This window comes from Rothia sp. HMSC069C03, assembly GCF_001811075.1.
GTDB lineage: Bacteria > Actinomycetota > Actinomycetes > Actinomycetales > Micrococcaceae > Rothia > Rothia mucilaginosa.
In genome coordinates this window covers 61,887-85,795 of the sequence record NZ_KZ627133.1, presented here as the reverse complement: position 1 = coordinate 85,795, position 23,909 = coordinate 61,887, and the positions used below count along the sequence as shown (strand labels likewise).

Annotated in this window: 20 protein-coding genes; 19 read left to right on the top strand and 1 reads right to left on the bottom strand. The window is 59.0% G+C overall.

Features of this window, described 5'->3' with window-relative positions:
• Positions 1–135 precede the first annotated feature (135 nt).
• From thrC to HMPREF2779_RS01640, 6 genes are all read left to right on the top strand, one after another.
• A complete protein-coding gene (gene thrC / locus HMPREF2779_RS01665; RefSeq protein ID WP_105360657.1) occupies positions 136–1,236 on the top strand; it encodes a threonine synthase in 1,101 nt (366 codons plus the stop codon).
• A gap of 123 nt (positions 1,237–1,359) precedes the next feature.
• On the top strand, positions 1,360–2,328 hold the full coding sequence (gene thrB, locus HMPREF2779_RS01660) for a homoserine kinase (RefSeq protein WP_105360656.1): 969 nt from the start codon (positions 1,360–1,362) through the stop codon (positions 2,326–2,328).
• A gap of 512 nt (positions 2,329–2,840) precedes the next feature.
• Positions 2,841–5,009 (top strand): transcription termination factor Rho, encoded by a 2,169-nt coding sequence (gene rho / locus HMPREF2779_RS01655; RefSeq protein ID WP_105360655.1) that lies wholly within the window; start codon positions 2,841–2,843, stop codon positions 5,007–5,009.
• Positions 5,010–5,151: 142 nt separating this feature from the next.
• A complete protein-coding gene (gene prfA, locus HMPREF2779_RS01650) occupies positions 5,152–6,234 on the top strand; it encodes a peptide chain release factor 1 (protein ID WP_005506482.1) in 1,083 nt (360 codons plus the stop codon).
• A 134-nt stretch (positions 6,235–6,368) separates the two neighbouring features.
• Positions 6,369–7,277, top strand: a complete 909-nt coding sequence (gene prmC / locus HMPREF2779_RS01645) for a peptide chain release factor N(5)-glutamine methyltransferase (RefSeq protein ID WP_105360654.1) — start codon at positions 6,369–6,371, stop codon at positions 7,275–7,277.
• 169 nt (positions 7,278–7,446) lie between these two features.
• Positions 7,447–8,622, top strand: a complete 1,176-nt coding sequence (locus HMPREF2779_RS01640; RefSeq protein WP_070629499.1) for an L-threonylcarbamoyladenylate synthase — start codon at positions 7,447–7,449, stop codon at positions 8,620–8,622.
• Between the two features lie 161 nt (positions 8,623–8,783).
• Here HMPREF2779_RS01640 and HMPREF2779_RS01635 read toward each other — a convergent pair whose 3' ends face one another.
• Positions 8,784–9,785 carry an NAD-dependent epimerase/dehydratase family protein gene (locus HMPREF2779_RS01635; RefSeq protein WP_070629498.1) on the bottom strand — a complete coding sequence of 334 codons (1,002 nt, stop codon included), beginning with the start codon at positions 9,783–9,785 and terminating at the stop codon, positions 8,784–8,786.
• A gap of 429 nt (positions 9,786–10,214) precedes the next feature.
• On the opposite strand from HMPREF2779_RS01635, the gene HMPREF2779_RS01630 reads away from it, so the two are divergent.
• The 13 genes from HMPREF2779_RS01630 to HMPREF2779_RS01570 all read left to right on the top strand — a co-directional run bounded on the left by HMPREF2779_RS01630 (position 10,215) and on the right by HMPREF2779_RS01570 (position 23,807).
• The gene (locus HMPREF2779_RS01630) at positions 10,215–12,170 is read left to right on the top strand and encodes a glycosyltransferase family 2 protein (protein ID WP_105360653.1); all 1,956 of its coding nucleotides are present in this window, start codon (positions 10,215–10,217) and stop codon (positions 12,168–12,170) included.
• Positions 12,170–14,128, top strand: coding sequence for a polysaccharide biosynthesis protein (locus tag HMPREF2779_RS01625; RefSeq protein WP_105360652.1), 1,959 nt, complete (start codon positions 12,170–12,172; stop codon positions 14,126–14,128). The genes HMPREF2779_RS01630 and HMPREF2779_RS01625 overlap by 1 nt, the downstream gene beginning before the upstream one ends.
• A gap of 255 nt (positions 14,129–14,383) precedes the next feature.
• Entirely contained in the window at positions 14,384–15,670 is a 1,287-nt protein-coding gene (locus tag HMPREF2779_RS01620) for an MraY family glycosyltransferase (RefSeq protein ID WP_049340663.1), read from the top strand.
• Positions 15,670–16,236: a hypothetical protein gene (locus HMPREF2779_RS01615; protein ID WP_053088846.1), complete on the top strand. Its 567-nt coding sequence runs from the start codon at positions 15,670–15,672 to the stop codon at positions 16,234–16,236. The genes HMPREF2779_RS01620 and HMPREF2779_RS01615 overlap by 1 nt, the downstream gene beginning before the upstream one ends.
• Positions 16,237–16,264: 28 nt before the next feature.
• Positions 16,265–16,525 carry a hypothetical protein gene (locus tag HMPREF2779_RS01610; RefSeq protein ID WP_049340660.1) on the top strand — a complete coding sequence of 87 codons (261 nt, stop codon included), beginning with the start codon at positions 16,265–16,267 and terminating at the stop codon, positions 16,523–16,525.
• Positions 16,526–16,637: 112 nt separating this feature from the next.
• Positions 16,638–17,429: a F0F1 ATP synthase subunit A gene (gene atpB, locus HMPREF2779_RS01605; protein ID WP_049340658.1), complete on the top strand. Its 792-nt coding sequence runs from the start codon at positions 16,638–16,640 to the stop codon at positions 17,427–17,429.
• Between the two features lie 143 nt (positions 17,430–17,572).
• A complete protein-coding gene (gene atpE / locus HMPREF2779_RS01600; protein ID WP_005506461.1) occupies positions 17,573–17,776 on the top strand; it encodes an ATP synthase F0 subunit C in 204 nt (67 codons plus the stop codon).
• 51 nt (positions 17,777–17,827) lie between these two features.
• Positions 17,828–18,385 carry a F0F1 ATP synthase subunit B gene (locus HMPREF2779_RS01595; RefSeq protein ID WP_049326923.1) on the top strand — a complete coding sequence of 186 codons (558 nt, stop codon included), beginning with the start codon at positions 17,828–17,830 and terminating at the stop codon, positions 18,383–18,385.
• Positions 18,385–19,197, top strand: a complete 813-nt coding sequence (locus HMPREF2779_RS01590; protein WP_049340656.1) for a F0F1 ATP synthase subunit delta — start codon at positions 18,385–18,387, stop codon at positions 19,195–19,197. Before HMPREF2779_RS01595 ends, HMPREF2779_RS01590 begins: the two co-directional genes overlap by 1 nt.
• Before the next feature lie 187 nt (positions 19,198–19,384).
• Positions 19,385–21,010, top strand: a complete 1,626-nt coding sequence (gene atpA, locus HMPREF2779_RS01585) for a F0F1 ATP synthase subunit alpha (protein WP_005506458.1) — start codon at positions 19,385–19,387, stop codon at positions 21,008–21,010.
• A gap of 75 nt (positions 21,011–21,085) precedes the next feature.
• Positions 21,086–22,027, top strand: coding sequence for a F0F1 ATP synthase subunit gamma (locus tag HMPREF2779_RS01580; RefSeq protein WP_049340654.1), 942 nt, complete (start codon positions 21,086–21,088; stop codon positions 22,025–22,027).
• Positions 22,028–22,083: 56 nt separating this feature from the next.
• Positions 22,084–23,547, top strand: coding sequence for a F0F1 ATP synthase subunit beta (gene atpD / locus HMPREF2779_RS01575; protein WP_005507810.1), 1,464 nt, complete (start codon positions 22,084–22,086; stop codon positions 23,545–23,547).
• A 2-nt stretch (positions 23,548–23,549) separates the two neighbouring features.
• Positions 23,550–23,807: a F0F1 ATP synthase subunit delta/epsilon gene (locus HMPREF2779_RS01570; protein WP_049340652.1), complete on the top strand. Its 258-nt coding sequence runs from the start codon at positions 23,550–23,552 to the stop codon at positions 23,805–23,807.
• Positions 23,808–23,909: the final 102 nt, after the last annotated feature.

Here is a 23,909-nt window from a genome sequence, read left to right as displayed (position 1 = left end):
GTGGCACGCGCCGCTCACTAAACCTGCGATGTTTGCGTGTACAAGCATCGCTCACGAACGAACCCGCGTACCCGCTACCGCGCCGGACCTATGGGAGGTCCGGCGGGCGGGGCGCCAAGATTGAAGGAGAAGCCAATGGCACACGTGTGGCAGGGCGTTATCAATGAGTACCGTGACCGTCTGCCTTTCGCAGACGATGTGAAGGCTGTGACCCTGGGCGAGGGCGGTACCCCGCTGATTCACGCGCCGGCACTGTCTGCTGAGACCGGTAACACCGTTTACCTGAAGTTTGAGGGTATGAACCCGACCGGTTCGTTCAAGGACCGCGGTATGACCAGCGCGATGACCGCCGCTAAGCGTGACGGTGCGAAGGCTGTTGTGTGTGCTTCGACCGGTAACACTTCCGCTTCGGCTGCTGCGTACGCTCTGCAGGCTGGTATGCACTGTGCAGTGCTGGTTCCGGACGGCAAGATTTCTATGGGTAAGCTGTCTCAGGCTATTGCTCACGGTGCTGACATCATTCAGATTGACGGCAACTTCGATAACTGCCTGGAGATTGCTCGCAAGCTCAGCGAGAACTACCCGGTGTTCCTGGTGAACTCGGTCAACCCTTACCGTATTGAGGGCCAGAAGACCGGTTCGTTCGAGGTTGTTGACACCCTGGGTGACGCTCCCGATTACCACCTGCTGCCGGTTGGCAACGCGGGTAACATCACCGCGTACTGGAAGGGCTACAAGGAGTACTCGGAGCCTTACACCAACCGTGACGGTAAGGTTCTGGAGCCGGTTGCGACCAAGCGCCCGATCATGTGGGGCTTCCAGGCTGCTGGTGCTGCACCGATCGTTGCTGGTCACCCGATTGAGGCTCCTGAGACCATTGCGACCGCGATCCGTATCGGTAACCCCGCGTCGTGGGAGAAGGCTGAAGCTGCTCGTGATGAGTCTGGCGGCGTGATTGAGGCTGTCACCGATGAGGAGATTCTGGAGGCGCACCGCTGGCTGTCTGCCCGCGAGGGTGTCTTCGTGGAGCCGGCTTCGGCTGCTGGTGTTGCGGGTCTGCTGAAGAAGCACCGCGCCGGTGAAGCTCCCGAGGGTAAGACCATCGTCATTACCGTGACCGGTCACGGTCTGAAGGACCCGCAGTGGGCTCTGCAGGCTGTGAACGGCGTGAAGGTTGAGCCGACTAAGGCTCCCTTCGACGTGGTTGCTGTGGCAGATATTCTCGATTTGCACTAGCCTATTCATACTACGATGTGCACTCCGTCCCGTGTTTGCGGGGCGGGGTGCACCTGCATGACAGCCCCTTTTTATATCTTTCACCTATTCACTCATTACGTCACCGATCGCGAGGTTCTTCTCATGTCTTCCCTGCATATTTCTGATATTCCGGTGGGCGCGTCCGTTAAGGTTCGCGTTCCCGCTACGAGCGCTAACCTGGGTCCCGGCTATGACAGCATGGGTTTGGGTCTTGGCTTCTATGATGAGCTGGTTGTTGAGCGTATTGAATCCGGCCTGGAGTTTGAGCTCAGCGGTGAGGGTAGCGCGGACGTTCCTCACGACGAGAGCCACCTGGTTTTGCAGGCGATGAAGGCTGGTTTCGCGGCGGCTGGTTTGGATGAACTGCCGCCGGTGAAGCTGATTGCTGATAATAAGATTCCGCATTCTCGCGGTATGGGTTCTTCGGCGTCGGCTATTGTGGCGGGTGTGGCTGCGGCGAGCGGTCTGCTGCCGGAGGAACACCGTCTGAGCCATGAGCAGATGCTGCAGGTCGCCTCCGATATGGAGGGCCACCCGGATAACGTGGCTCCGGCGATTTACGGCAACCTGTCGGTGTCTTGGGGTGAGATGGGTAACTGGAAGACCCTGATTATTCCGGTGCATCCTGAGATTCACCCCGTGGTGGCTGTGCCCGATTATGAGGTGTCGACGAAGCTTGCTCGTTCGCTGATCCCCACGCAGATGCCCCACGTTGAGGCGGTGGCGAACTCGGCTCGTGCGGCGCTGCTGGTGCGCACTCTCTCTGATGCTCCCGAGTACCTGATGGATGCGACCGTGGATTACCTGCATCAGGGGTACCGCGTGACCGCGATGGAGCCGTCGGCTGCGCTGGTTGCGTACCTGCGCGGTCAGGGTTTTGCGGCGGTGATTTCTGGCGCTGGCCCGACTGTTTTGACCTTTGCGCACGGTGATGAGCAGGTGCGACAGGTTCAGGAGGCGATTGCCGAGTTTGAGGCGACTCACCCTGGTAGCGCTATTGTGGATCGCCGCTTGAACTGGCGGGTTCTTCCCCTTGAAATTGATACTGAAGGTGTTATAGTTACTCAGTAGGACGTTATTAGTTCGTCCTATGTTGAGGTTCGCCCGTCGTTCAATGTAGACCGTCGATACTATCCTTCGTAACGTACTTCCGTTTCCCCTGATGCCTCAGATGCTTTTGTATCTGGGCGGGAGCCGGTAAGGTTCGGGGGAGTGCCTTTGGGATTCATGTCTTTCTTTATTTCTGACGCATAGGGGAAGACTTTTCTGGAGGTTCGGTTTCGCGGCGGGTGCCCTTTCAAAGTGACCAATCCGTCCTCTTCATCTCATGTAAATGGTTCTTAGAGATGATGGTTTGGGCTTGCCCACATTTGTGATAGAGCGCCTTATCTTCCGTGTGTGCTCGCTGTGTCTGAATCAGCGGGTACGGTAAGAGACGCGAACCGCCTCCAGCGCGGTTCGAGGGAGTCGAAGGTGCAGACTGCTGTTTTCTTTCGGCAGTGCCTAAACCTTTGACCGCGCTATAGCGCCCGCCCGATCTTTATTCTGAAGATTTTCAGGGCTTATAACCAAAGGAATTGTAGTTGGCAAAGAATATTGTTGTCACCGATGAGTACGGTACGGCAGCTGCCGCACCGGAACTTGCAAACTTGAAGGTCGCGCAGCTGCGTGTCCTCGCCCAGCAGCTTGGTATCCGCGGCTATCTGAAGTTGAAGAAGGCCGAGCTGGTTCAGGCTCTTGAAGAGCATCAGCGTGGTGGCGCCGTAGCCGCTCCTGCTGCGCCCAAGTCTGAGGCACCTAAGTCTGAGGCTGCTGCTGAGTCTGCCCAGACTCCCGCTGCTGAGACGACTGAAGAGTCTAAGCCTCGCCGTACCCGCCGTACTCGCGCCCAGAAGGACGCCGAGGCAAAGGCTGAGAAGACCGAAAACGCTGAGGCTGCTGAAGCCCCCGCTGAGGGCGCTGAGAAGGCTGAAAAGTCTGAGAAGCGAACCCGCTCTTCCCGTTACGAGACTCCCGCTCAGAAGCGTGCGCGCGCTCGCCGCGCCGCTGAGGGCGAGGACGCATCGGCTGAGAAGTCCGAGAAGACTGAGAATAACGAGAAGCCGGAGAAGCGTACCCGCCGCACCCGCACCCGTAAGGACGAGAAGCCTGCTGAGCTTCCCCCGCTGGATGTGCGTGCTGAGCTGGCTGCTGAGCGTATTGGTGAGCGTTCGGAGCAGGTTGACCTGCCCGGTAACTCTGCTGAGCTGAAGGCTACTACCGCTGACGGCACCGCGAGCCTGGACAGCCTGAACGCTGCCCTGGACATGACTTTTGGCACCCCCGACGGTGAGAAGAGCTCGAAGCGTACCCGCACCCGTGAGCGTCGCCGCGATCAGGATGGTGAGCGTACCGAGCGCCGCACTAAGCGTGACCGCCAGGCGGAGCGTGCAGAGCGCAATGCTGAGCGTAGCGAACGTGCCGAGCGTAAGGCTGCTGAGCGTGCAGAACGCGCTGAGCGTGCTGAGCGCACCGAGCGTACTGAGCGCCGTTCCAAGCGTGACCGTCAGGCTGAGCGTGCTGAGAAGCAGGCTCGCCGCCGCGAGGAGAACGAGCCTCGCCTGAGCGAAGACGATGTGCTGGCACCGATTTCGGGTGTTCTGGACATCCTCGATAACTACGCTTTCGTGCGTACCACCGGCTACCTGCCCGGCACCAATGACGTGTACGTCTCCCTGGCTCAGGTGAAGAAGTACAACCTGCGTAAGGGCGACCACGTGCTCGGCGCGATTCGCGTGCCGCGCGAGGGTGAGTCGAACAACCGCCAGCGTTTCAACGCCCTGGTTCAGGTTGAGGCGATTAACGGTCAGAGCGTTGAGGAAGCAGCGAACCGCCGCGTGTTCTCGAAGCTGACCCCGCTGTACCCCAAGGAGCGTCTGCGCCTGGAGACCACCCCGAAGAAGCTGGGCACCCGCGTGGTTGACCTGGTGTCCCCGATTGGTAAGGGTCAGCGTGGTCTGATTGTGTCCCCGCCGAAGGCGGGTAAGACCCTCATGCTGCAGTCCATCGCGAACGCGATTACTGTGAACAACCCGGACGTGTACCTGATGATGGTCCTGGTGGATGAGCGTCCTGAAGAAGTGACCGATATGCAGCGCACCGTTAAGGGTGAGGTTATTGCCTCGACCTTCGACCGCCCGGCTGAGGATCACACCACCGTGGCTGAGCTGGCTATTGAGCGTGCGAAGCGTATGGTGGAGCTCGGCTACGATGTGGTCGTGCTGCTGGACTCCATGACCCGCCTGGGCCGCGCATACAACCTGGCGGCTCCCGCATCCGGTCGTATCCTCTCCGGTGGTGTGGATTCTGCCGCACTGTACCCGCCGAAGAAGTTCTTCGGTGCTGCCCGCAACATTGAAGAGGGCGGCTCGCTGACCATTCTGGCTACCGCCCTGGTTGAGACCGGCTCGAAGATGGATGAAGTGATCTTCGAAGAGTTCAAGGGCACCGGTAACATGGAGCTGCGCCTATCCCGTCAGCTGGCGGATAAGCGTATCTTCCCGGCGGTTGATATTAACGCTTCTGGTACTCGCCGCGAGGAGAATCTGCTCTCCCCGGATGAGATCAAGATTATGTGGGGTCTGCGCCGTGCCCTGGCGGGTATGGAGCCTGAGCAGGCTCTGGGCGTTCTGACCAACCAGCTGCGTAAGACTGAAAGCAACGTGGAGTTCCTTCTGACGGTTCAGAAGAACGGTCTGCGTCTGGTCGACTAAGGCTCGTATCTCACGCGCCCCACCTCCTCATGTGGGTGGGGCGCGTGAGACGTTCGTTTTGCGCATCCCTGTTGTGTGGGGTGCGAGATGTCTAGTGCCTGCCCGTGCGGCGTAAAGTGCGGGAGATGGAAGAGAGAACAGAATGTTTGAATCTATTCAGGTTCTGCTGGATGAGCACACTGACCTGCAGAATCAGCTTGCTGACCCCGCTGTGCAGGCGAACCAGGGTAAGGCACGCCGTGTGGGCCGCCGTTACGCGGAGCTGACCGGTATTGTGACTGCGTACAACAAGTACACTTCACTGAAGGATGACCTTGAGGCTGCTCGCGAGATGGCTGATGAGGATCCGGATTTCGCGGCGGAGATTCCCGGTCTGGAGGAGGAGCTGGAGGTTGCTCAGGAGAAGCTGCGCCGCCTGCTGATTCCGCGTGACCCGGATGACGGCCGTAACGTCATTCTTGAGGTGAAGGCTGGTGCCGGTGGTGACGAGGCGGCTCTGTTCGCTGGTGACCTGCTGCGCATGTACATGCGTTATGCCGAGAACAAGGGCTGGAAGACTGAGATTATTTCTTCGACCAGCACCGATGTTGGCGGTTACAAGGATGCCCAGATTGCTATTAAGGGCTCCTCGAATGAGCCGGCTGAGGGCGTGTGGGCGCACCTAAAGTATGAGGGTGGCGTGCACCGTGTGCAGCGTGTTCCGGCGACTGAGTCTCAAGGCCGTATCCACACCTCCGCTGCCGGTGTTCTGGTGTTCCCCGAGGTGGATGAGCCGGAAGAAATCGAGATTAACCAGAACGACCTGAAGATTGACGTGTACCGTTCTTCGGGCCCCGGTGGCCAGTCGGTGAACACCACCGACTCGGCGGTGCGTATTACCCACCTGCCGACCGGTATTGTGGTGGCGATGCAGAATGAGAAGTCTCAGCTGCAGAACCGTGAAGCTGCGATGCGCGTTCTGCGTGCGCGACTGCTGGCTCACCAGCAGGAGCAGATTGACGCTGAGAACGCGGCACACCGTGCTTCGCAGGTGCGTACCATGGACCGTTCGGAGCGTATCCGTACGTACAACTTCCCGGAGAACCGCATTGCAGATCACCGTACCGGCTACAAGGCGTACAACCTGGATGCCGTACTGAATGGTGACCTGGAGCCTGTGGTTCAGTCCGCTATTGAGATGGACGAGGCGCACCGCCTCGCTCAGGTGGGCCAGGAACAGAAGTAATTCTGTATTTGCTCGTGCCGATTCTTTGAAACGGTACGAGATGTTGGTGAGGGGGCTCGCCGCTGCGGCGGTGGAGCCCCTCACCTGTATGCCGCGATAGGCTTTGAGCCGTTGAGAGATGAAAAGGAGAGCTCATGAAGGTGAATGTGCACGACCCGCGTGGGGAAGAACTCGCGCAGGTACTCACGCGCGCCACCGCGGCACTGGTGCAGGTGCCCAGCCCCCGCGTGGACGCCGAGCTCCTCGCCGCGTACCTGCTCTACGACGGCTCACGCTCACGCCTACAGCACGCGGCGCTCATGGGGGAGCGGCTCACCCCCGAACAGGTCGCAGAGTACGAGGCGCTGGTCGCCCGCCGCGTCCGCCGCGAACCGCTGCAGCACATCACTGGCTCCGCTCCCTTCTACCGCCTAGAACTGGCAGTCGGACCGGGCGTGTTCGTACCCCGCCCCGAGACCGAGCTACTCGTCGAAGAAGCCCTCAAGGTGCTGGCACCCCGCACCGAATCGGCAACCGGTCAGCAGCGCATCGTCGACCTGTGCACCGGCTCCGGGGCTATCGCCGCGGCAATCAAGAGCGAACTGCCGAACGCCCAGGTGTTCGCGGTGGAACTCTCCGAAGACGCCATCCCCTACACCCGCAAGAACCTGGGGCCGCTCGGCGTGCACCTGGTTCAGGGGGACGCCCTCACCGCCCTGCCCGAGCTCGCCGGAACCTTCGACGCGGTGCTCTCGAACCCTCCGTACATTCCGCCGGCGAACGTGCCCGCCGACCCGGAAGCCGCCCTGCACGACCCGGACATGGCACTGTACGGCGGGGGAGAGGACGGCATGCAGATTCCCTCCGCGATTGCCGCCCGCGCCTTCGAGCTTCTTACCCCCGGCGGCCTGTTCATCATGGAGCACGACGACACCCAGGAAGAAGCCGTCGCCGAGCTGTTGGCGCGTGTCGGCTTCGAGGGCTGCTACCCGGTGCGTGACCTGAATAATCGTCCGCGTCATAGCGTCGGTTATAAACCGCGCCCACTAGAGCCTTTAGACTAGTAGATGCACCACCTAGCCCGTGCCGGGCTGCGTGAAGGCAACGCGTCCGCCTCCTCAGCCAGCTCAGAGCTGGTGAAATATGGTGAACCTCCGGAAGAGTGCTTCCACATGGCGCGTTGTGGGTGCCGGTGTCTCGCCGCATCCAGAAAAACATGAGAGAATAAGACCCGTGACTGCAAAGCTGTACCCCGTAACGACTGAAACTGAGACCCGCGAGGCCATTGAAGCTGCCCGCGAGGCGCTGAAGGCGCACGACACGATTGTGATGCCCACCGATACCGTCTACGGTATTGCCGCCGATGCTTTCTCGCATCAGGGCGTTGCCAAGCTGCTGGCAGATAAGGGCCGCGACCGCACCATGCCGCCGCCCGTGCTGATCTTTGATCTTGCTGCGCTCGCTGGCGTGGTCGACGACGTTCCGGACGATATTTACGATCTGGGTGGTCGCTTCTGGCCCGGCGCGCTGACTATGATTCTTCACGCGTACCCGTCACTGAGCTGGGATTTGGGTGAGACCCGCGGTACTGTTGCCGTGCGTGTTCCCGATGATGAGTTCGCCCTGAAGCTGCTGACTGAGCACGGTCCGCTGGCGGTTTCGAGCGCGAACAAGACCGGTCAGGAAGCCGCTCTGGACGCACAGACCGCCATGGAATCCCTGGGCGAGGACGTTGCCGTGGTGATTGATGGTGGTGCTCGTCCTAAGCCGCTTGAGTCTGAGCCGAATGAGGACGGCGTGGTTGTGGTGACTGAGCGTGACCCGGCACCGTCCACGATTCTGGATTGCACCTCCTTCCCCTACGTGGTGGTTCGTGAGGGCGCAATTTCGGTGGAGGAGCTGCGCGAGGTCGTTCCGACCATTCTGACTCGTGCGGAGGCTGACGAGCAGGCGGCTCGTAAGGTTGAGGAAGCTGAGGCTGCTTCTTCTGCGTCGTCTGAGTCGACTCCTTCTGAGCGTGCTCTGGATGAGCAGGCTGACCTGGATGAGGCGTATGAGCAGTGGGACAGCACCCACACCGTGAGCGGTGAGCCTGCTCGTCGCGCTTCGGCACCGGTTGCCGGTTCTGTCGCGGCGTCCCTGCTGGGCGCTACTTCGGCTCTGTCTTCTGCTTTCAGCACCGGCGTGGATCAGGAGCGTTCGCGCGGCTACCGTGACAACACTCCGAAGCCGGTTCGTGCGGATGAGCCCCAGACCCACCCGGTTCCTGCTGATACTGCTCGCGCGCTGGTCTTTGGCGAGTCGAAGATTGAGACTGCCGCTAAGGATGAGGCTAAGTTGGCAGAGGCTACCAAGACTGAAGCTGAGGCAAAGACCGAGCAGAAAGACACCCCGGAGGATCACCTCTAAACCTCTGCGCGTGTATGAGCCCGGAGCATAAAAACGTATAGGGAACCCCCGATATATCGTTCAGATATATCGGGGGTTCCCTTTCGTTATGAGCCCTCTAGAGGCGCGCAACTAGGCTGTGTGCCTCAGGTCGTGCACCTTTAGGAGAGCACGCGCGCTACCTACTTCTTCTCGAAGCGGCGGTCCTTCTTCTTACCCAGCGCGGTGTGGGCATTGCGCAGTACTTCACGCACGCGCGGGGTGGGCAGAAGGTTGTTGTCACGTGCCCAGGAGTCGTCGATGCCCTGGCCAAACCACATGACCTCGACCTTACGCACGGATCCTGCGAACTTGTCATTCATCAGTTCGGAGACGGTGTAGCCCGCCTTGACGGCTGCGCGGCAGAGCCACTCGGGCAGGCGGTGCGGGTGGCGGCGACCAGCATCCACGGATGCGGAGGCGACGGTTGCGCCTTCCCAGGGCTGCAGCACGATGGTGGGTAGCTCGCCGGGGAAGGTGCCGAGCATGACCACGAATTCTGCGAGGGCGTGCACGCTGGAAACCGGGGACTTGCCGGTGCCTGCACCCGCAACGGATGCGAAGGGGGAGGAGGCCATCTTGGCGAAGAGTTCGGTGGTGCGTCGGCCGCGGCCCTGCACGCTGGTTGCGCGCAGGATGCACAGTTCGGGTGCGCAGTCGGGGTGCTCTTCGAGGAAGTAGTCCTGCAGGTCGAGCAGCGCTTCTTCGCCGAGTGCCTTGGAGAAGGAGTAGGCGCTGAACGGGTTAGTCTCTTCGGAATCATCCAGCACGAGGCGCGGGCCCTGCACCGCTGCGGAGGAGAGGTGGATGACGCGGCGCACGCCGGTGCGCTGCGCGGCGATGGCGATTACTGCGGGAAGCAGGGCGTTTGCGCCGACGAGCGGAGGTAGATCCTGCATATTGGGCGCTGCGAGGCCCGCAGCGTTGACGACGACCTGCGCGCCTGCGAAGGCTTCTGCGAGGGAGTCGATGATGCCTTCAAGCTGGTCTGCTTCGTCGATGATGCTGTCTACGTCGAGGGCTCGGGTTGCGAGTCGAGGTGCCTCAATGGGGTCGACGCTGATACCTTCTGCGTTTAGACGCGCGACGATGGAGGAACCAACGAAGCCGCTGGCGCCAATGACTTTCCACTTGGATTCGGACATCTCTTTTACCTCTCACGAGCCCGCGTACGTTGCGGGGAAAAATGGGGTCATTTCAACTTTCCCATATCTGAACAGTTTATGGGGAATTTGTGGGTTTTTATTCGGTCTCTGGTCGTTTTTTCGCACGGGGTGCACAGCGCAAACACAGGCTGTGAAGCTGATAGCTTGATGGATACCCAAAACTGGGTGTGCGGGTACGTCCGCTATGCGGATAAATCAACTGAATTCGGTTGTTTATTTGTCATAAAGTGCGTCTTTTGAGGTGATGGTTCACTCTCTAGTGGAGACCGCAGGTAGAATATTTTCTTTGAGTGATATATCCACACGGTTGAATGCCGCGGGCGCGAGAAACACCAGAAGCGCCCAGTACGGTATGGGTATATCGCGTACCGGCTGATTCAGGCGCATCGCGCCGCGGAGGGAGAACTTATGGCAGAAAAGTACAGCGACGTGACCGCTTTTGCCCAGCCTTCTTCCGAACAGTCTTCTTCTCACGATTCTTTGAACGAGTATCCCCGCACGGTCGCCGTGGTGGTGACCTATAACCGTGAGGACCTGCTGCCGAAGACCCTCGCTGGTATCGCTTCTGGTGAGCGTGTGCCTGCGGCGGTGGTGATCGTTGATAACGCCTCCACGGACGGTACTGCCGAGTATCTGCGCGCCCTGGACTATGAGCTGCCGGTGGATTGCATCCGCCTGGAGAGCAATATGGGCGGCGCTGGCGGTTTCGCGGTGGGTATTGATCGCGCCCTGGAACGCCATAACCCGGATTTGGTGTGGGTTATGGATGATGACACCGAGCCGACCGAGAACACCCTGTCGGAGGCGGTTGCCGCCTGGCTGAACTATTCGCCGGTGCCTTCGCAACGCCCCGCGGTGGTGGCCTCTCGTGTGGTGTGGACGAACGGCGAGGACCACCCGATGAACACTCCGCGCACGATGTTTGCGGCGGGTCAGCAGCGTCACGCTCGTGCGCAGGCGGTGGGTGCCCGTCCGATTCGTAGCGCCTCGTTCGTGTCGATTCTGATGGACGCGCAGGCTATTCGCCGTAACGGTGGTTTGCCGATTGCTGAGTTCTTCATTTGGAATGACGACTTCGAATTTTCGACTCGTCTGATTCATCACCGTGACGGCATTGCGGTACCTTCTTCGGTGGCTAAGCACCACACGAAGACTTTTGGCACGACGAATGCCGACCCGGGCCCGCGTTTCTATAACGATGTGCGTAATAAGCTGTGGGTCTTTACCCGTTCGCGTACTCTGAACCCGCTGGAGAAGCTGCTCTATGGTGGCTCGTCGGCGCGTCTGTGGATTTCTACTGTTCTGCGTACTGATGACCGCCGTACCTACCTGGGGTATTTCCTCGATGGCGTGCGTGATGGTTTGCGTGCGCCTCGCCCGAATGCTCAGGTGCTTGAGGGCATTTACCCGCTGACTTTCCCGGGCCGCTATGGCGTGCCTACATCCGCTGAAAGCCGCGCTGATTCTGAGAAGGCGCGCGGTTGCGTGAGCTCTGTACCCGATTTCTCGGTGCTGATGAGCGTGTACGCTAAGGAGAACCCCGCCTACCTGGATCAGGCGTTGGGGTCTAACCTGCTGAACCAGACGGTGCGTCCTTCCGAGCTGGTTTTGGTGAAGGACGGCCCGCTGACCCCCGAGCTGGATGCCGTGGTGGACCGCTGGGTTCAGCGCGCCGAGAATCTGGATTGCCCGCCGATTCAGGTGGTGGAGCTGGCTCAGAATGTTGGTTTGGCGGAGGCGCTGAATGCCGGTCTGCAGGCGTGTTCGTATGAGCTGGTGGCTCGTGCTGATTCTGATGACCTGTCTGAGCAGACTCGTTTTGCGCGTCTGATTCCTGCCCTGGTGCAGGGCGGCTACACGGTGCTGGGCTCTGCCATGCTTGAGGTGAATGAGAGCAATACTGCGGTGGAGTCGACTCGCGAGGCGATTGTTGATTCTGAGCGTCTGTTGCGTGCGATGGATTCGCGCAACCCGATTTATCACCCGTCGGTGGCGTTCGTGAAGAGCGCCGTGCAGCAGCTGGGCGGTTACGAGTTTGTGCCCGGCGCTGAGGATTGGTGGCTGTGGATGCGTCTGCGCGATGCCGGCTACCGTCTGGGTAATATCCCCGATGCGCTGGTGCGTTACCGTGTGGGTGCGGGCGCGTACACGAAACGCGGGGGAGTGGACGCCTGGTTGCAGGATGTGGCGATTCAGCGTCGACTGTACACCGGTCACGGTATTTCTAAGCTTCAGTGGGCTCAGAACATGGCGGTGCGTAGCGTGTACCGTTTTGTGCCTGAGCAGGCGCGCCGTTCGGCGTTCCGTGCGTTGTCGTCGTTGGCGGCTCGTTCTTCTGGTACCGCATCTGAAGGAGGCATGTAGTGGCTCAGTTGAAACCTCACGCTCATGTGGTGATGAAGAAGGCTGCTCAGCGAGGCACGCTGGTGACGGAGGGTGACTCCGGCACGATGCTGGTGAACCGCCTGTATGAGCGTAAGCCGTGGTGGCTGATTGCGCAGGCTCTGATTGATTCGAGCGCGTGGCTGCTGGCGGTTTTGTTCGCGTACATGCTCCGCTATAGTGTGCTGCTCAGCAACGGCTCGGTGTTCGATATTATTCACCCGGCGTCGTTGACGATGACCGCTACGTTGGCTGTGGTGTTGCACCTGGTCATTGGTCTGGCGGGCGTGAAGATTTATAACGGCGTGTACTCTTATGGCTCGTTTGACGAATCGTGGCGTGCCGGTGCGGCTGCTTTGAGTGCGGGCGTGGCGTTGACGATTTTCTCCTTTGTGGATGAGCCGCTGGGTCTGCCCCATATGCCGCATAGTGTGCCTGCAATCGCGGCGGCATTTAGCCTGATTATGATGGCGGGCGCCCGCATGGCGAAGCGCGTCTACACTGAGCGTGGTGCGGTGCGTGAGCTGACCGGTGAGCCGGTGATTGTGTACGGTGCCGGTTTTATTGGCGGCATGGTCATGGATTCGATGTTGCACGATGAGGAGGCGAAGCTTCGCCCGGTTGCGGTTTTCGATGATGACCAGTTGAAGGCTGGTACGAAGTTCCACGGCATTTCGGTGATTACGACTTACCGCGAGCTGGAGCAGGTGATTCGTGAGTCTGGTACCCGTAAGATTCTGGTGACGATTTCGGATATGTCGGAGGATTACTTCGAGTCCTTCTGCAACCGCATGCGTAAGCTTAAGGTTGAGGTTCAGCGTATTAGTAGCGCGAATGCTCGCCTGATGGGTGAGCGTCTGATTACCGCGAGCGATAACGACCTGATGCGCGTGATTCGTGGCGAGATTAACTACGATATTGACCGCGATATTCTGCGTTCGTACCTGCACGGTAAGCGCGTGCTGGTTACGGGTGCGGGCGGTTCGATTGGTTCGGAGCTGTGCCGTCAGATTAGCGAGTTTGGGCCTGAGACCCTCATGATGCTTGATCATGATGAGACTCTGCTGATGGAGACGAAGGTTTCGATTACTCACGAGTCGAGCCTGGATGATGATCGCATTATTCTGGCTGATATTCGTGAGGGGGATAATCTGCTGGAGATTTTCCGTGACCGTCGCCCCGAGGTGGTGTTCCACGCTGCGGCTTTGAAACATGTGTCGGCGCTGGAGGCGTATCCGCAGGAGGCGTGGAAGACGAACTCCTTGGGCACTCTGAACGTGCTGCGTGCCGCGGAGGCGGTGGGCGTGAAGACGTTCGTGAACGTTTCGACCGATAAGGCTGCAGATCCGAAGACTGCGCTGGGCCAGTCCAAGCGTGTGGCGGAGCGTCTGACCGCGTACTTTGGCGAGAAGACCGGCAACACCTACGTGTCGGTTCGTTTCGGTAATGTGTTTGGTTCGCGCGGTTCGATTAAGCCGCTCTTTACGAAGCAGATTCTTTCGGGTGGTCCGATTACTCTGACGGATAAGCGTGCGACCCGTTACTTCATGCTGATTACCGATGCCTGCCTGCTGGTGATGCTTGCCGGTGCGATTGGTCGCCCGGGCGAGGTCATGGTGCTGGATATGGGTCAGCCGGTCAAGATTCTGGACGTTGCGAAGGCGATGCGCCAGGCGTATGAGCGGTATGACGTGGAGATCAAGGAGATTGGTCTTCGCAAGGGTGAGAAGCTGGATGAGACTCTCTTCGGCGGTACCGAGAAGCTGGTGCCGAGCGAGGAGAACCGGTATATTTCCCGGTCGAGTGCCCCGGCACTTGACCCTGATGAGCTCGATTATGAGCGGTGGATTCAGAACTATCGGGAGCACAGCGGCTATGAGCGTCATGGCCTGGAGCGTGCCCCTGATCCGCGTACTTTGGCGGATGCGCAGACGTTCTAATCTTTACGGAAATGACACCGGATGCTGCACTTGCGTGGCAGGTGCGGTATCCGGTGTTTTCTCTTTCTCGGGTGTAGAACATATCAGGACGCAGAATATGCAGAGCGTATGGAGAGATTCTGTACCGTTTAGTCCCGGGCTACTGAAGAGTTCTATAGAATACGAAGTAAACACACACACTACGCACACATCGTCCCTCAGCCGCGATTCTGGAGTTTGCGTCCAGGGGAGCGGCGCCAATGCTTTGGAGCTGGTATGACCTCCTTTTCTGAGCTGTTGAGTATTTTTGCTCTTGCTTTTGTTTTGGGTGCCCTTTTGCCGTTTGCGGTGCGCCCGATTTTGCACCGCTACGACATGGTGGATGTTCCTAATGAGCGTTCTTCGCATACTGCTCCGACGTACCGCGGTATGGGTTTGGCGACTGCGGCTGCGACCTTTGTTGCGTTTGTTGCGGCTACTCTGTTCGGCTGGACGTACCGTTCTGCTGAGTCGTTGCAGCTGGCGGTGACGATTGCCGCGGCGATTCTGTGTGCTCTTGCCCTGGGCTGGCTTGAGGATATTCGCGGCGTGAGCATTGTGCGTCGTGCGGGCCTGCAGCTGGTGATTGGCGTACTGGTGAGCGTGAGCTTTGCGACGGTGCAGGGCACGAACATTCTGCTGCTGATTCTGGGCGCGATTTTTGTTGCCGGCTACATTAACGTGGCGAATTTTATGGACGGCATTAACGGTATTTCTGGTGCTCACGGTCTGGTGGCTGGTTTGGCGTATGCGCTGACCGGTTGGATGGTGAACCTTCCGTGGCTGGCTTTGGCTGGTGTGGCTGTTGCCGGTGCTTTTGCGGCGTTCCTGCCGTGGAATGTGCGCCCTGGTAAGAACGTGTTTTTGGGCGATGCGGGTTCTTATGTTTTGGGCGCGGCGCTGGGCACGTTGGCTGTGGGCGCGTGGTTTGCGGATGTTCCGTTCCTGTTGGCTTTTGCTCCGCTGATGACGTATCTGGCGGACGCGGGTACGACTCTGTTCCGTCGTTTTATGGCGGGGGAGCAGTGGTACAAGCCGCACCGTACTCACACTTATCAGCGTCTGACGGATGTTGGTTTCAGCCACCTTGGTTCGACCGCCGTGGTGACCGGTACGACCATTCTGGTGTGGGTGCTGCTGGCGTTTGCCTCTGATTTGTTTGCTTCGGGCGCCGTGCTGGCGGCTGTTGGTGTGGTTCTTGTGGCTCTTGCCGTGCTGGTGGTGTACCTGCGTATGCCGCAGCTCTTTGGCGGTGAGGCACCTACTTCTGCGATTGACCTGTCGAAGCGCTTTGCGGCGGATTCGAAGGGTTCGGCGCCGAAGGCGAAGTCGGCAACTGCAGAGCCTGCTACCGGCTCTTTGACCTCGGCAACTGGTGTTCCTGCGACTCCTGAGAATGTGGAGCCGACCTCGCTGCATCCGGAGCCGATCATGCCGGATTCGGTGAAGGATCGTGCGGGTCAGCCTTCTTCTGCTTCCTCTTCTTCGACGCAGTCTAATCAGAATCGTGGGGAGAAACACTAATGGCTTCTGAGCAGCCTAAATCTCAGGCTCCTGCAGAGCCTCTCTGGAGGCGCGTGGTGGACGTTCTGTGGTATCCGCCGGCGGAGCGCAAGAAGCAGCAGAAACACCGCCGAGAGCGTGCTCAAGCAGGTTTGAAGGCCTCTTCTTTCGAGAGTCAAGAGCTTTCCTGGAAATTTTTGTTCTACAGGGTATCGGCTTACTCTCTGCTGGCTTGGTTGGGCGGTATGATGAGTGCGTACCTGTTTGCGGGCCCCGTGGGCGCGCTAGGAATAACATTGGGCTTTCTGATAATCTATATATGCTTCACTCTGGGCGTATTGGTTATGTTGGTTGCTCCCATTTTCGACTGGGGTGTACCCAAATCGCTGGTGGTGAGCTACCTCGTGAAGATTGCTCTGCTCGGTCTGGTATTGATGTTTGTGCCGTTCCCCGAGAATCTGAGGCACGGTTGGACTCTCGCAGGCGCATGTACCGGCGTGATTCTGTGGATTGTTATTGAAACAGTCAGCATCGCACGACTGAGAATTCTATACTTCGACACCGATCTGGAAGACCATGGTCGGTAACGCGATTGGTGTTTGAAAGGAAATACGTTTGGCCGAAGAGAAGAAGTGGTGGGACGGAGATAAAAAGCTCCGCACTACCGGAGAATTGGTGTCTGACGGAGGGCTCTCCGGTGCAGTCATGTCGATTCTCTATCTGATCATCGGTATAGCAGTGTGGGGCGGCATCGGTTACCTCGGTGACCTGGTCTTCTCCACCACCTGGCTGGTGTGGGTTGGTGTCTTGATTGGCGCTGTCGGAGGTTTGACCCTCGTCTTTACCTACATGACCAGGCAGAATAAAGACCGCTAGGTCATTGAACGCGGACCGCTAGGTCACACATTCATCCATGTAGTTAGCATGTCAGTCGCTTAGAGGCAGACATGGGCTCTTGATAGCCACTAGTAGCAAGAAAGGACTTGCTTTGATCGAGAACGGGTTGATCCTCGCGGAAGCCTATGTGCCGCCGACCCCCGAAGACATGCATCTGCCCCCCTTCTTCACCATTGGTGATTTCGCTTTCGGTAAGCAGAACGTACTGATTCTGCTGTCCGTGGTGATTATCGCGGTCTTCTTCCTCACCGCAGCACGTAAGCGCGCCATGGTTCCCGGCAAGACTCAGTTCATCGCTGAGTCTGGCTACATGTTTGCTCGTAACTCCCTCGGTAAGGAAACCCTGGGCGTACAGCACTACAAGCCTTTCGTGCCGATTCTGTTCGCCTCCTTCTTCTTCGTTCTGGTGAACAACCTCTACGGTTCGATTCCGTTTGTTCAGCTGCCCTCCTTCTCCCACCCCGGTAGCGCCTACGCACTGGCTGGCGTAGCGTACCTGACCTGGGTTGGCGTTGGTATCAAGCGCAAGGGCCTGGGCGGCTTCTTCAAGGACATCACCATGCCCTCGGGTCTGCCGGTGTGGATTTACCCCATCCTGATCCCGATCGAGTTCTTCTCGAACCTGCTGATTCGTCCCGCAACTCACGCGCTACGTCTCTTCGCGACCATGTTCGGTGGTCACCTGGCGCTGATGGTTGCATCCAGCATGGTGACCTACATGGTTGAGACTCTGGGTGGTATCGGCTACCTGGCTGCTATTGCTCCCGGTGCTCTGGGCCTGTTCCTGTACTTCCTGGAATTCATGATTCAGTGCATCCAGGCTTATGTGTTCGCTCTGCTGCTGGCTGTGTACCTGCAGGGCTCGGTTTCCGAGGGACACTAAACTCTCTAGTTTTTTAGGTTTTCGCGTTCTTCATTGGGCGTGAATAAAGCAACCCACACGTTCACTGTGCGGGCTATTAACTCAAATCAAACTCTGTTCGGTCCGGGTATGTTCCCGGTCGAACACTGTTGAAAGGAAAAATAATGGTTGGTTCCATCACTGCGGTTGGCTACGGTCTGGCAGCTATTGGCGGCGGCATCGGCGTGGGTCTGATCTTCGCGGCATACATGACCAGCGTTGCTCGTCAGCCCGAGTCCCAGAAGACCCTGCAGCCCATGCTGTTCCTGGGCTTCGCACTGGTCGAGGCGCTGGCAATTCTGGGCCTGGTTCTCGTCTTCATCAAGTAACCGGCTCTGCCACATCCTAAACGACCCATCCCATAGAACAGGATTCCCTCCATGATTTATCTGGCAAGCGAAGGGGGAGCGGAGGCAACTTCGAACCCCCTGATTCCCGACGTCGGGGAAATTGTCATTACCCTCATCGGATTCCTGATCCTCTACTACATCGTTGCTAAGTACGTTGTCCCGGCGTTCGAGAAGATCTACCAGGACCGTAAGGAAGCAATCGAAGGTGGCCTTGCCAAGGCCGAGAAGGCACAGGCAGAGGCTGCAGCGGCTCGCGATGAGTACACCCAGCAGCTCGAAAGCGCTCGACTGGAGGCTCAGAAGATTCGTGAAGAGGCACGCGCAGAGGGCGAGGCAATCATTGCCGATGCTCGCGAGCGTGCAACCGCTGAGGCTCAGCGCATTAGCGATAATGCAGCAAAGGCTATCGAGGCAGAGCGTGCGGCAGCAGCAGTGTCCCTCCGTTCCGAGGTTGGCACTCTTGCTACGACCCTTGCCGGCAAGATTGTGGGCGAAGCCCTCAACGATGATGAGCGATCGGCCCGTGTGGTAGATCGTTTTCTTGCTGACCTTGAAACCGAGAAGCAGAACGCAGGTGCGGCTCGGTAATGGCAGGAGTATCTACTGAATCACTGAGCAAGGTGGAAGAGGTGCTGGAAGCTCACGCTTCCCTGCAGCCCCTGAACCTGGCGAGCGAGCTTTTCGCTGTGGTTGATGTTCTCGACCACAACGGCACCCTGCGCCGTGCTGTCACCGATTCTTCGCGTGATGCAGCAGCACGTCAGGGTATCGCTAACACCGTCTTCGGCGGCAAGATCTCTTCTCAGGCTATGGCTGTGCTCACCAGTGCGGTGGCTCAGCGCTGGTCCGATGATGCTGATCTGGCGAATGCCCTGGAGCGTGCAGCAGTGCTCGCCGTGACCGCATCGGCTCAGTCTCGCGGTGGCGTGGACGCCCTGGACGAGGTACTCAACGAACTACTCACCTTTGTGCGTACCGTTGATTCCAACGCTCAGGCGCAGGAAGCGCTGTCCGACCATCAGGCAAGCAAAGAAGCAAAGAAGAAGCTCGCCGTGGCGCTCGGTGGCCCCGCCACCACCGCCGAAGGTGTGCTTCTGCTCGAACGAGTTGGCTCCAACCCCCGCGGCCGTCACGCTGCACGGGTAGCCGATGAGTTCGCAGAAATCATCGTCACGCGACAGAACCGTTACATTGCGCGAGTAACTAGCGCGATTGCGCTGTCGCAGGCACAGCTTGAACGTCTCGGTCGCGCGCTCAACGCCGTGTACGGCCGTGAGCTGAAGCTCGACGTTTCGGTGGACCCCGCCGTTCTGGGCGGTCTGCGTGTTCAGGTGGGCGACGAGGTGATCGACGGTACCGTCGAGACCCGCATGTCCGACCTGGCTCGTTCCATCGGCTAGCGGCTCAAGCTAGCGACGCTGAACCGTTCGTCGCAACGGTGATTTAGAAGATACCTCGGGTTGCGGGTGCGTGGCAGATGCCTCCTTCGCAGAAGCAGTGGCATTGCCCGCCCGTTCAACCCGAATTGCAAGTTTCGGTTGGTTCCGTTGACGGAACGCAACCACAATGAGAGAGCAGGGACACAAGATGGCCGAACTGACCATCAATGCCGAAGATGTCCGTAATGCGCTGAACGAGTTTGCAGCGTCTTACGAACCCGGCAATGCAGAACGTGTTGAGGTGGGTCGAGTTGTATCGGCCTCCGACGGTATCGCTCGTGTCGAGGGCCTTCCCTCGGTTATGGCGAATGAGCTGCTTCGTTTCGAAGACGGCACCCTCGGCCTCGCACAGAACCTGGATACCCGCAATATTGGTGTGATTGTCCTGGGTGACTTCACCGGTATTGAAGAGGGCCAGGTCGTACACCGCACCGGTGAGGTCCTCTCGGTGCCCGTTGGCGACGCGTACCTCGGTCGCGTTGTTGACCCCCTCGGTAACCCGATCGATGACCTGGGCCCCATTGAGGCTGAAGGCCGCCGCGCACTGGAGCTGCAGGCTCCCGGCGTGACCCAGCGTAAGTCGGTTCACGAGCCGCTGCAGACCGGTCTGAAGGCAATCGACTCGATGATTCCGATCGGTCGCGGTCAGCGTCAGCTGATCATTGGTGACCGCCAGACCGGTAAGACCGCTATCGCGATCGACACCATTCTGAACCAGAAGGACAACTGGGCTTCCGGTGACCCCGAGAAGCAGGTTCGATGCATCTACGTGGCTGTTGGCCAGAAGGCATCCACCATTGCAGCTGTCCGCCACACCCTTGAGACTCGCGGCGCGCTGGAGTACACCACCATCGTGGCATCTCCCGCATCTGACGCAGCAGGCTTCAAGTACCTGGCACCCTACACCGGTTCGGCTATCGGCCAGCACTGGATGTACGGTGGCAAGCACGTCCTCATCATCTTCGACGACCTGTCGAAGCAGGCAGAAGCATACCGCGCTGTGTCCCTGCTGCTGCGCCGCCCGCCGGGACGTGAAGCATACCCCGGTGACGTCTTCTACCTGCACTCCCGCCTGCTGGAGCGTTGCGCTAAGCTCTCCGACGACCTCGGCGCAGGTTCGATGACCGGCTTCCCGATCATTGAGACCAAGGCAAACGACGTTTCCGCCTTCATTCCGACCAACGTCATCTCCATTACTGACGGCCAGATCTTCCTGCAGTCCGACCTGTTCAACGCTAACCAGCGTCCGGCAGTCGACGTCGGTATCTCCGTCTCCCGTGTTGGTGGTGCCGCACAGACCAAGGCTATGAAGAAGGTCTCCGGTACCCTGAAGCTGGAGCTGGCACAGTACCGTTCGATGGAAGCGTTCGCAATGTTCGCATCCGACCTGGACGATGCAACCAAGGCACAGCTGACCCGCGGTTCTCGCCTGACCGAGCTGCTGCGTCAGCCGCAGTACACCCCGTACGCAGTTGAAGAGCAGGTTGTCTCCATTTGGGCTGGTACCTCCGGTCACCTCGACGACATCGAGATTTCCGACGTGCTGCGCTTCGAGGAAGGCTTCATCGAGTACCTGCGTCACAAGACCTCGGTACTGACCGATATCGCTTCCTCCGGCAAGCTTGAGGATGACACCGTTGCAGCTCTGAAGTCCGCAGTTGCTGACTTCAAGCAGGGTTTCAAGTCTGAGGGCAGCAGCCACCTCGTCGACGCAGGTCACGAGGAGCACAAGGCAGCTCGCGATAGCGACATCACTCAGGAAACCATCGGTTAGCGATTAGTCCTCGCCTTCTCCCCGCCTCAGCTATGAGGCTGGGGCGGGGCAGAAAGCAAGGAGAAAGGAAGCTCTATGGGAGCCCAGATTAGGGTTTACCGACAGAAGATTGCTTCGACGTCGTCTATGAAGAAGATCTTCAAGGCGATGGAGATGATCGCGACCTCCCGCATTAACAAGGCTCGTAACGCTGCTCAGGCAGCCGGCCCTTACGCGAACGCTCTGACCCGCGTGGTGACTGCGGTTGCGACTCAGCACGGTATTAAGCACCCGCTGATTCACAAGCCGCACGAGTTCGGAACCTACGAACACCGTCGCTCCGCAATCCTGGTTGTTACCAGTGACCGCGGTCTGGCAGGTTCGTACTCCTCCGCTATCCTGCGTCGTACCGAATCTCTGATTGAGAGGCTGCGCTCTAACGGCCAGGAGGTACAGCTGTACCTGGTTGGCCGTAAGGCAAAGGCTTACTTCGAGTTCCGTGAGCGCCCCTACGCCCGTGCGTGGGAGGGGCACACCGATGCACCTCGTGTTGAAACTGCCGTCGAAATTCGTGACGCGCTGCTCGAAGCCTACGACCTGCCCTTCGAAGAGGGCGGCGTGGACGAACTGCACATCGTATACACCGAGTTCAAGTCGATGGTTGTTCAGGAACCCAAGATCCTGCGCCTGCTGCCCATCCACGTGGGTGACGCAAAGGCTATGGGCGAGGAAATCGTTCCCGACCAGGAACTGACCAAGGCTGAGTACGAGCAGGCGGCATCCTTCGAGTTCGAGCCCTCCGCCGAGGAAGTGCTCAACGCGCTGTTGCCGCGCTACATTGCATCGCGTATCTTCTCCTGCCTCCTGCAGGCAGCAGCAAGTGAGCTGGCATCCCGCCAGCGCGCGATGAAGACCGCAGGTGACAACGCTGAGACGCTGATTACCAAGTACACCCGTTTGATGAACAACGCACGTCAGGCGGAAATTACTCAGGAGCTCTCCGAAATCGTGGGCGGCGCAGACGCCCTCGGCTCCTAGTACTTGTACGCCAACGAAGCCATCAACTGTCCAAACTTTCTAAGTAAGTGAGAAATATGACTGCCACCTACAACGAATCGGTCTCCGCACCGACTCAGGGCGCAACGGGTCGTATTGCCCGCGTCATCGGCCCCGTGGTCGACGTCGAGTTCCCCGCCGGTCAGGTCCCCGAGATTTACAACGCTCTGACCACCGAGCTGACCCTCGACGGTCGCACCCGCACCATCACCTTCGAGACCGCACAGCACCTGGGCGACTCGATCGTTCGCGCTATCTCCCTGCAGCAGACTGACGGCCTGGTCCGCGGTCAGGCTGTAGTCGACACCGGCGCACCGATCTCCGTCCCCGTTGGTGACGGCGTGAAGGGCCACATCTTCAACGTTCTCGGTGACGCACTCGACGTGCCGAACTCCGAGATCAAGGCTGACACCTACTGGCCGATCCACCGTGCCGCTCCCGGCTTCGCAGAGCTGGAAGGCTCCACCGAAATGCTGGAGACTGGTATTAAGTCCATCGACCTTCTGACCCCCTACATCAAGGGCGGTAAGATTGGTCTGTTCGGTGGTGCAGGCGTGGGTAAGACCGTGCTGATCCAGGAAATGATTACCCGTGTGGCTCGTAACTTCGGTGGTACCTCCGTGTTCACCGGTGTTGGCGAGCGTACCCGTGAGGGTAACGACCTGTGGGTCGAAATGGAAGAAGCAGGCGTTCTGAAGGACACCGCTCTTGTGTTCGGCCAGATGGATGAGCCCCCGGGAACCCGTCTGCGCGTGGCACTGACCGGTCTGACCATGGCGGAGTACTTCCGCGATGTTCAGAACCAGGACGTGCTGCTGTTCATCGACAACATCTTCCGTTTCACTCAGGCAGGTTCTGAGGTTTCCACCCTGCTGGGCCGCATGCCCTCCGCAGTGGGTTACCAGCCGAACCTGGCGGACGAAATGGGTCTGCTGCAGGAGCGTATTACCTCCACCCGCGGTCACTCCATCACCTCCATGCAGGCAATTTACGTGCCTGCGGATGACTACACCGACCCGGCGCCGGCAACCACCTTCGCGCACCTGGATGCGACCACCGAGCTCTCTCGTGAAATCGCATCGCGCGGTCTGTACCCGGCAATTGACCCGCTGTCCTCCACCTCCCGAATTCTGGACGCACAGTACATCGGTCAGGAGCACTACGACACCGCAATTCGTGTGAAGGCTATTCTGCAGGAAAACAAGGAACTGCAGGACATCATCGCGATTCTGGGTGTGGACGAGCTCTCCGAGGAGCAGAAGATCGTCGTGGCACGTGCACGTCGTATCGAGCAGTTCCTCTCCCAGAACACCTACACTGCAAAGCAGTTCACCGGTGTCGAGGGTTCGACCGTTCCGCTGAAGGACACCATCGAGTCCTTCCAGATGATCTGCAACGGCGATGTCGACCACATCCCCGAGCAGGCGTTCTACAACATTGGTGGTATGGACGACGTTATGCGCCGCTACGAGGAAATCAAGGCACAGACTGGAGCTAAGTAATCATGGCTCTGAAAGTTGAAGTTGTTTCCCGCGAACGCGTCGTGTGGACTGGCGAAGCGAAGTACGTTCGTGCACGCTCCGTCAGCGGTGACCTCGGCATCCTGCCGGGCATGATCCCCACCTGCACGCTGCTGGCACAGGACGGCGAGCTGCTCATTGAACCCGTTGATGGTGAGCCCATTAAGACCATCCTCAACGCAGGTTTCTTGACCGTCTCGAACGATCACGTGACCATCGTTGCAAAGCACGCACAGATCTAAAGCTGGTTCCCCTCAGCGGGAATTAGCCACTGTGTACACCTCGCCGGTGTTCCACCCTGAAAGGGGAGGGGCACCGGCGATTGGTGTATCCGGGGGGGGGGG